This is a genomic window from Psychrobacter sp. FME13 (genome assembly GCF_014861395.1).
Lineage (GTDB): Bacteria > Pseudomonadota > Gammaproteobacteria > Pseudomonadales > Moraxellaceae > Psychrobacter.
The window spans coordinates 37,578-43,797 of sequence record NZ_RRYV01000012.1 but is presented as its reverse complement, the minus strand read 5'-3'; the positions used below and the strand labels follow the sequence as shown (position 1 = coordinate 43,797).

The window sequence follows — 6,220 nt, the reverse complement described above, 5'->3', positions numbered from 1 at the left end:
TTCTCGCTTGTGTCTTTATCTGGCTGCCGCTGATTTGAATTCTATACAGCCCCTATTTAAAATAGCTATTTTTTATCATCTAAATACGTGCTTACTTACTGGGCAGCTGCGTCTGTTTCTGCATGTTCGTGCTCGTGCTCGTGTTCATCACCTTCAGCATGTGCACTGTCGTCAGCACCCCAAATTTTTGGATATTTATAACCTGGGAAAGTCTCATGAGCATATTTTTTAAAGGCTTCTGAGTTATAAGCGTTGGTAACGTCCTCGACCCATTTTTTGCCAGTATCAGCAGATTTAATAGCAGACCAGTTGACATAAGCAAAACTAGGTTCTTGGAACAGCGCTTCGGTCAGATCGATGCCAGCATCTGTTGCATAGTTACCGTTGATGACGGCAAAGTCTACTTCGTCACGGGCGCGTGGTAACTGAGCGGCTTCTAGTTCAATGATATCGATATCGTATTTGCTGTTATCAGCGATGTCAGATTTTGAAGCTGTTAGTGGATCGATATCATCTTTTAGTTTAATCCAACCAAGATCATCCATCATAACCAAAGCGCGCGCAAAGTTACTTGGATCGTTTGGTGCAGAGACACTCATGCCTTTATAAGCGTCATCAAAAGAGGTCTTTTTACCTGAGTAGATACCAAGTGGTGCGGTTGGTACTTGGAAGACTTCGACCAAATCAAGATTGTTTTCTGCTTTGAAGTTATCAAGATAAGGCTTATGTTGGAAGATGTTGATGTCCAAGTCACCTTCAGCCAATGCCAAGTTAGGGCGTACGTAATCAGTAAATGGAATCAGCTCAACTTCGTAGCCTTGTGCTTCAAGCGAGCCTTTTACTTGGTTACGTACCATGTCAGCAAAATCACCTTCGGTCGTACCGATAATGATTTTTGTATGATCAGGATCGATGTCATTTGCCGCAGTTTCTGCTGTTGAACCTTCGGTTACCGCTTCTTGACTCGCTTCTGGCGCTGATGAATTACTACAGCCAACTAAGACTAGACTTGATACGCCAACTGCCGCAAATGCTGTGGCCAACTGACGGCTGATATCTGTTAATTTCATTGAATTTCCTTAATAAAGGTATGATGTAAAAGGTTAAATAGCGACCATTAAAAAAGCAACATTATCAATAGTAATGCTGCTGAGTTAACGGCTGTTAAGTTAGTAACAAAATTAAAGGGTCTCAGTAACAAAGTCAAGCTTTTTGCTTAGGATAAATTGGCATCAAACCTTGAATATTATTCATATTAGCATTAGCTCAGATGGCCCTTACTCTGACACTATTCTATTTTTGGATAAAGGTTTTAGCGTTTATCCAAACGAGTAGCCAACCAGTTACCAGTGGCTTGAATAGAAATCACCATGATTGAAAGGACAATCACGATAAATATCATTACTTCAGTTTGATAACGATAATAGCCGTAGCGAATGGCCAAATCACCCAAACCACCACCACCAATCATACCAGCCGCTGCTGAGTAAGAGAGTAGGCTGATGCAAAGAATCGTCACTGACAGCACCAGTCCTGAGCGAGCTTCATTAAGTAGGACTTTAATGATAGTAAAAGGACGGGCTCCCATAGATTCGGTGGCTTCGATAATACCGCGTGGTACCTCACGTAAGTTTTGCTCGACCAAACGGGCAAAATAAAACGAACCAGCAATGGCCAATACCAGCGATGCAGCTATAGGGCCGATGCCTGTGCCTACAATCGCTTTTGTAAAAGGACTCATGGCAATCATTAAAATGACAAATGGGAAAGCACGCATAAAGTTGGTAATGCCACCTAGCACACCATATAGTGTCTTATTTTGCAAAAACTGTCGATCACTGGATAAAAACAAGAATACCCCAAACAGCCCACCAATAATTATGGCTACTGCTGTGGATATACCAAGCATAATAAAGGTATCGATAAAGGCATCGATAATTTCTTTGCGCAGAGCCAACAGTTTGTCTATAGAGGCGGATAATCCACTATCAGTTAACATATTTATTTCTCCTGCCTCTCATTAGTCTTCGTGCACTAAGCCTTGGCCAATTGTGGTGGTTGCTTCAATCAGACCTTCTGTTACGTTTGCCACTTCCAATAGTTTCCCTTGATGCAGTAATGCTGCGCGATCACAGAGTCTACGAATGACACTCATCTCATGGGTTACGATGACAATGGTCACACCAAGCTTCTCATTGATATCACGTAAGCAAGTCAGTAAGCTGCGGGTCGTTGCAGGATCAAGCGCACTGGTGGGCTCATCGGCTAGTAGTACTTTTGGACTTGGCGCAATGGCACGGGCAATACCAACACGTTGCTTTTGTCCACCTGATAGCTGAGCAGGATAGTGGCCAGCACGGTCGGTTAAGTCTACAATCGCTAGGCATTCCATCACACGTTTATGAATATCACGACTTGGATAACCAGAAATTTTTAAGTTAAATGCTACGTTGTCAAATACAGTCTGGTTAGACATGAGATTAAATTGCTGAAATATCATACCGATATTGTGACGAGCGATACGTAGCTCACTGGCAGACAAAGTCGTTAAGTCGGTACCATCGATGATGACTTGACCTGAATCTGGACGTTCGAGCATATTAATCAGACGCAATAAGGTGGACTTTCCGGCACCAGAGTAGCCCATTAGGCCAAATATTTCACCTTGTTGGATAGACAGTGACGTTGGCTCGACAGCAGTAAACCAATGTGGTTTGCCGTTTTTGTCCTTGATTGATCGGTCGCTTAAAAAGCTTTTGGTCACATCGTTTAAGACAATCATGTCATTCATGGAGGGCTCAAAATTTAATAATTTTTTAATAGTCATGAACGTGTTGTTTTGCTTCTACTTGCTACTTAAGAAGCCAATTAAAAAAACAACTGTTAACAACCCTATAATAAGGGGCGTTAATATAGCATATTATTAGGCACTTTGGATATGCGCATCCGTGACAGGCTTATGAACAGTAGCTATTAGCCAGTCATAATAGTATTGAGGATCGTTGAACACTGAAGCTAAGATTCTGCCAGTGGGTAACACATGCTATCAAGGTAATAGCGTGATTGGCCAAAGCGTTCATTTCAAAAATAGTGATAAAAATGATCGTCAAACAAGCAAAATAGCGAAAATGGTATCTGGATATTGACCAGTTATTTGACGATGTTTGGCAAGGTTTAGCTATTTTTAGCCCATTTAGATGACTATCGAGTGAATGGGAGATACACCTTAATCGTTCTGTTGGTAATTTGGGTCATGCTTAACGGGTATGATAACTAAAAATCTAGTATGACCATTCAAGGTATCGGTGAGGATGCGTCCTTGATGGGCAGTAACAATTTGTGATACCAAAGATAGACCAAGACCAGAGCCTTTATTTTTTTGCTGTAAACGCACAAATGGACTGAATACTTCTTCACGTTTGTCTTCCGGAATACCTGTACCTTCATCAATGACTGACAAAACTGCATATTTTGGTAGGGGATGTACAGGTTCTGCTTTGGCTTTTTTCATGTGTTTGGCAAATAAGCCTTCTTTACGCGGAGTGTTTAAAGCCTCAGTAGTGTTGGGAGCATTGTTTTTAGAGTCGTCTTGTGTATTCGTACTATTTTTAGGGCTATTACTGTTAACGGTTGACTCAATAATTGCTTCATCAGATTTTTTGTTTTTAACGTTTTTGTTTGTTGAGCTATCTTGAGTATCAGGAACAGCCTTCCAAATAGATTTTTTAATCTTAGCAGTCAATTCATTGGTAAAGCGATGATAATTAGCGCTCAATAAAGGTTCATTAATAGTACTCGATGTGTTTTCATGAGTGGCTAAATTTTTAGTAGCGTTTGTCTCAGATGTATCCTTGTTAGTGCGACTGCCTAATAACGCTACCTCAGCCTCATGATCTGCGGCATCGGTATCAGTATCGGCAACAATAGTTTCACCATTTTTATAAATAAGTGGTGCGGGTAGTGTAGCGATCGAATCTGTTGTTTCAGTGTTGCCGTTGTCACTAGTGGTTGATGTATTATTTAGCGGCACAGTATTTTGTACACTGCCGTCATTAGTATCAAGTGGCTTATCATAAGATTCAAAATCCACACCATTACAATCAATGAAGCCATCACAAAGCACTGTTTGTAACAGATAATCAGGAATGATGCCAGCCTCATCAATCATCTGCACACCGTACAATAATACCGTTACAGGTGGTTTGCCATGCAGCATTGCATTGGTCAATAGATTACGAATTAAGTGAGTCAGCATCGCTGCTTGCCCATCAATAGTAACATGCTCACCAATTAACGTAGCTTCAGGATAGTGTTGGCGCTCTTGATTGACTAGGTCGTATAAGTCTAAACGTTCAACTTGTTGTAAAGCGTGACCTGCATCCATACGGCTGACTAATAGGATGCTCTCTACCAAATCGTTAAGTCCTGATAAGTCACGATTGACTGCCTGAGCCCGCTTATCAAATTTTGCTTTTGTGTCAGATGGTAAAGCATTAGTGAGCATATCCATCATTTCGATCTGTAAGCGAATACGAGTAATGGGCGTACGTAGCTCATGAGAGGCATGTGCTAGTAGTAAATTATTGGCATCGATGAGCTGTTCGATTTTTTGGGCGGCTTGATTGAATCCACATGCCAATGAAGTGATTTCATCATTACCACTAACATTAACTCGTACCGTAAAGTCACCATCACCCAATTGTGTCATTTGCTGGCTCATTTGATTGATGCGCCAAGTAATGGTACGAGCAATCCACCATAATACGCCCGCCATGATGAATAGCAGTAGTAATGTACCAGTGAACAAATTCAGTGCAGAAGAGAGTACGGGTTTTTTTGGAGGTAAGCGTGATTCATATAACAGGGTATAGCCAGTGCTGCTATAAACTTGAGCTTGTTGAGTAGGAGCTTTTTCTGCAAATGAGGGAAAAGCACGTGATAACAAAGAAGGAGGAGGTGGCAGCTCTAGTGGTAAATCACTGTTATCTGTTTGCATCAACAAGCGACCTTGGCTGTCATATAAGCCCATCTTGGCTTGCAATGACTCATCAAAAATATCAAAGCTTTTTTTGACCACTGCCAGCATGAAGCGGGACTGTAAGCGATTGTCTCGGCTAACAGAGTTATTGAGCTCATGCAAAAATGGGTCTATTTGTCCCAAAATTTGTGTGGCTAATACTTCTGAGCGAATACTTGCATCTTTGTCATGCACAAGCTGCGTTAATAGCACCATAGCGACTGCAAATAGCGTAAGTGCTAGCATGACGCTGGCAAATAACTTGGCAAATACGGAACGAAAACCCAATTGCTGCATTAAACCATCTCTATTATTAGACGCTTATATCGACCCATGCTATTTGACCTACAAATCAAATAGCATGGTTGTTTTTCGATTGGTTAGCTGTTTTTTACGATGATCAAACTTGATCGGTGGCAAATTGATAACCAACACCGCGTACTGTAATAATGCGTTTTGGTTGGCGTGGATTGTCTTCAATCAAAGCTCGTAGTCTTGAAATATGGACGTCAATAGCACGATCGATGTTGTCTGAGCTATCATCATTTGGCATGGCTTGCCAAAGCTGCTCGCGATTTAGTACTTTACCAGAGTGAGTAGCAAAGTAATGCAGTAATTGAAATTGATGCGTTGTCAAACGTACAGGCTCGTCATCGATGGTTACTTCATGACTATCAGGGAACACACTTAAACGACCGAAAGTTAAACTGTCTGACTGACTGTCTGCTTGATTGGGTTGCTCGTGGCGACGAATCACTGCACGAATACGTGCTAGTAGTTCACGTGGCTCGAAAGGTTTAGCGATATAATCATCAGCACCCATCTCAAGACCTAATACGCGATCTGTCGTATCTCCTTTCGCTGTTAGCATGATAATTGGGATTTTATTGGTCATGTTATTCTTATTACCACGAATTTTTTGACACACCTGCATACCATCCATATCAGGTAGCATCAAATCAAGGACAACCAAGTCTATATCGCGTTCTTTAGTGTCTAATAAGTCAAGTCCTTCTTGACCAAGACCTGCATGATGTACATCGTAATAATTCATCGTTAGGTAGTCACTGATCAACTCGGCTAAATCAGGATCGTCTTCAATCAATAAAATTTGCTTACTCATGGGTTGTCCTCTAGTTGTTGTTATGGTTCGTAAAAAGTCTAACGTGCTGTCATGTATTACTTATGATCAATACATCAATG

At 41.3% G+C, this 6,220-nt stretch carries 5 protein-coding genes; all 5 read right to left on the bottom strand.

Annotated elements, in window-relative coordinates; genetic code table 11:
- Positions 1-95: 95 nt before the first annotated feature.
- On the bottom strand, positions 96-1,070 hold the full coding sequence (locus EI164_RS03165) for a MetQ/NlpA family ABC transporter substrate-binding protein (protein ID WP_225739084.1): 975 nt from the start codon (positions 1,068-1,070) through the stop codon (positions 96-98).
- Between the two features lie 242 nt (positions 1,071-1,312).
- Positions 1,313-1,969 (bottom strand): methionine ABC transporter permease, encoded by a 657-nt coding sequence (locus EI164_RS03160; protein WP_413038429.1) that lies wholly within the window; start codon positions 1,967-1,969, stop codon positions 1,313-1,315.
- 51 nt (positions 1,970-2,020) lie between these two features.
- Positions 2,021-2,791 (bottom strand): methionine ABC transporter ATP-binding protein, encoded by a 771-nt coding sequence (locus EI164_RS03155; RefSeq protein ID WP_192518552.1) that lies wholly within the window; start codon positions 2,789-2,791, stop codon positions 2,021-2,023.
- A gap of 435 nt (positions 2,792-3,226) precedes the next feature.
- Positions 3,227-5,314 (bottom strand): sensor histidine kinase, encoded by a 2,088-nt coding sequence (locus EI164_RS03150; protein WP_192518551.1) that lies wholly within the window; start codon positions 5,312-5,314, stop codon positions 3,227-3,229.
- A 103-nt stretch (positions 5,315-5,417) separates the two neighbouring features.
- A complete protein-coding gene (locus EI164_RS03145; RefSeq protein WP_192518550.1) occupies positions 5,418-6,140 on the bottom strand; it encodes a response regulator transcription factor in 723 nt (240 codons plus the stop codon).
- Positions 6,141-6,220: the final 80 nt, after the last annotated feature.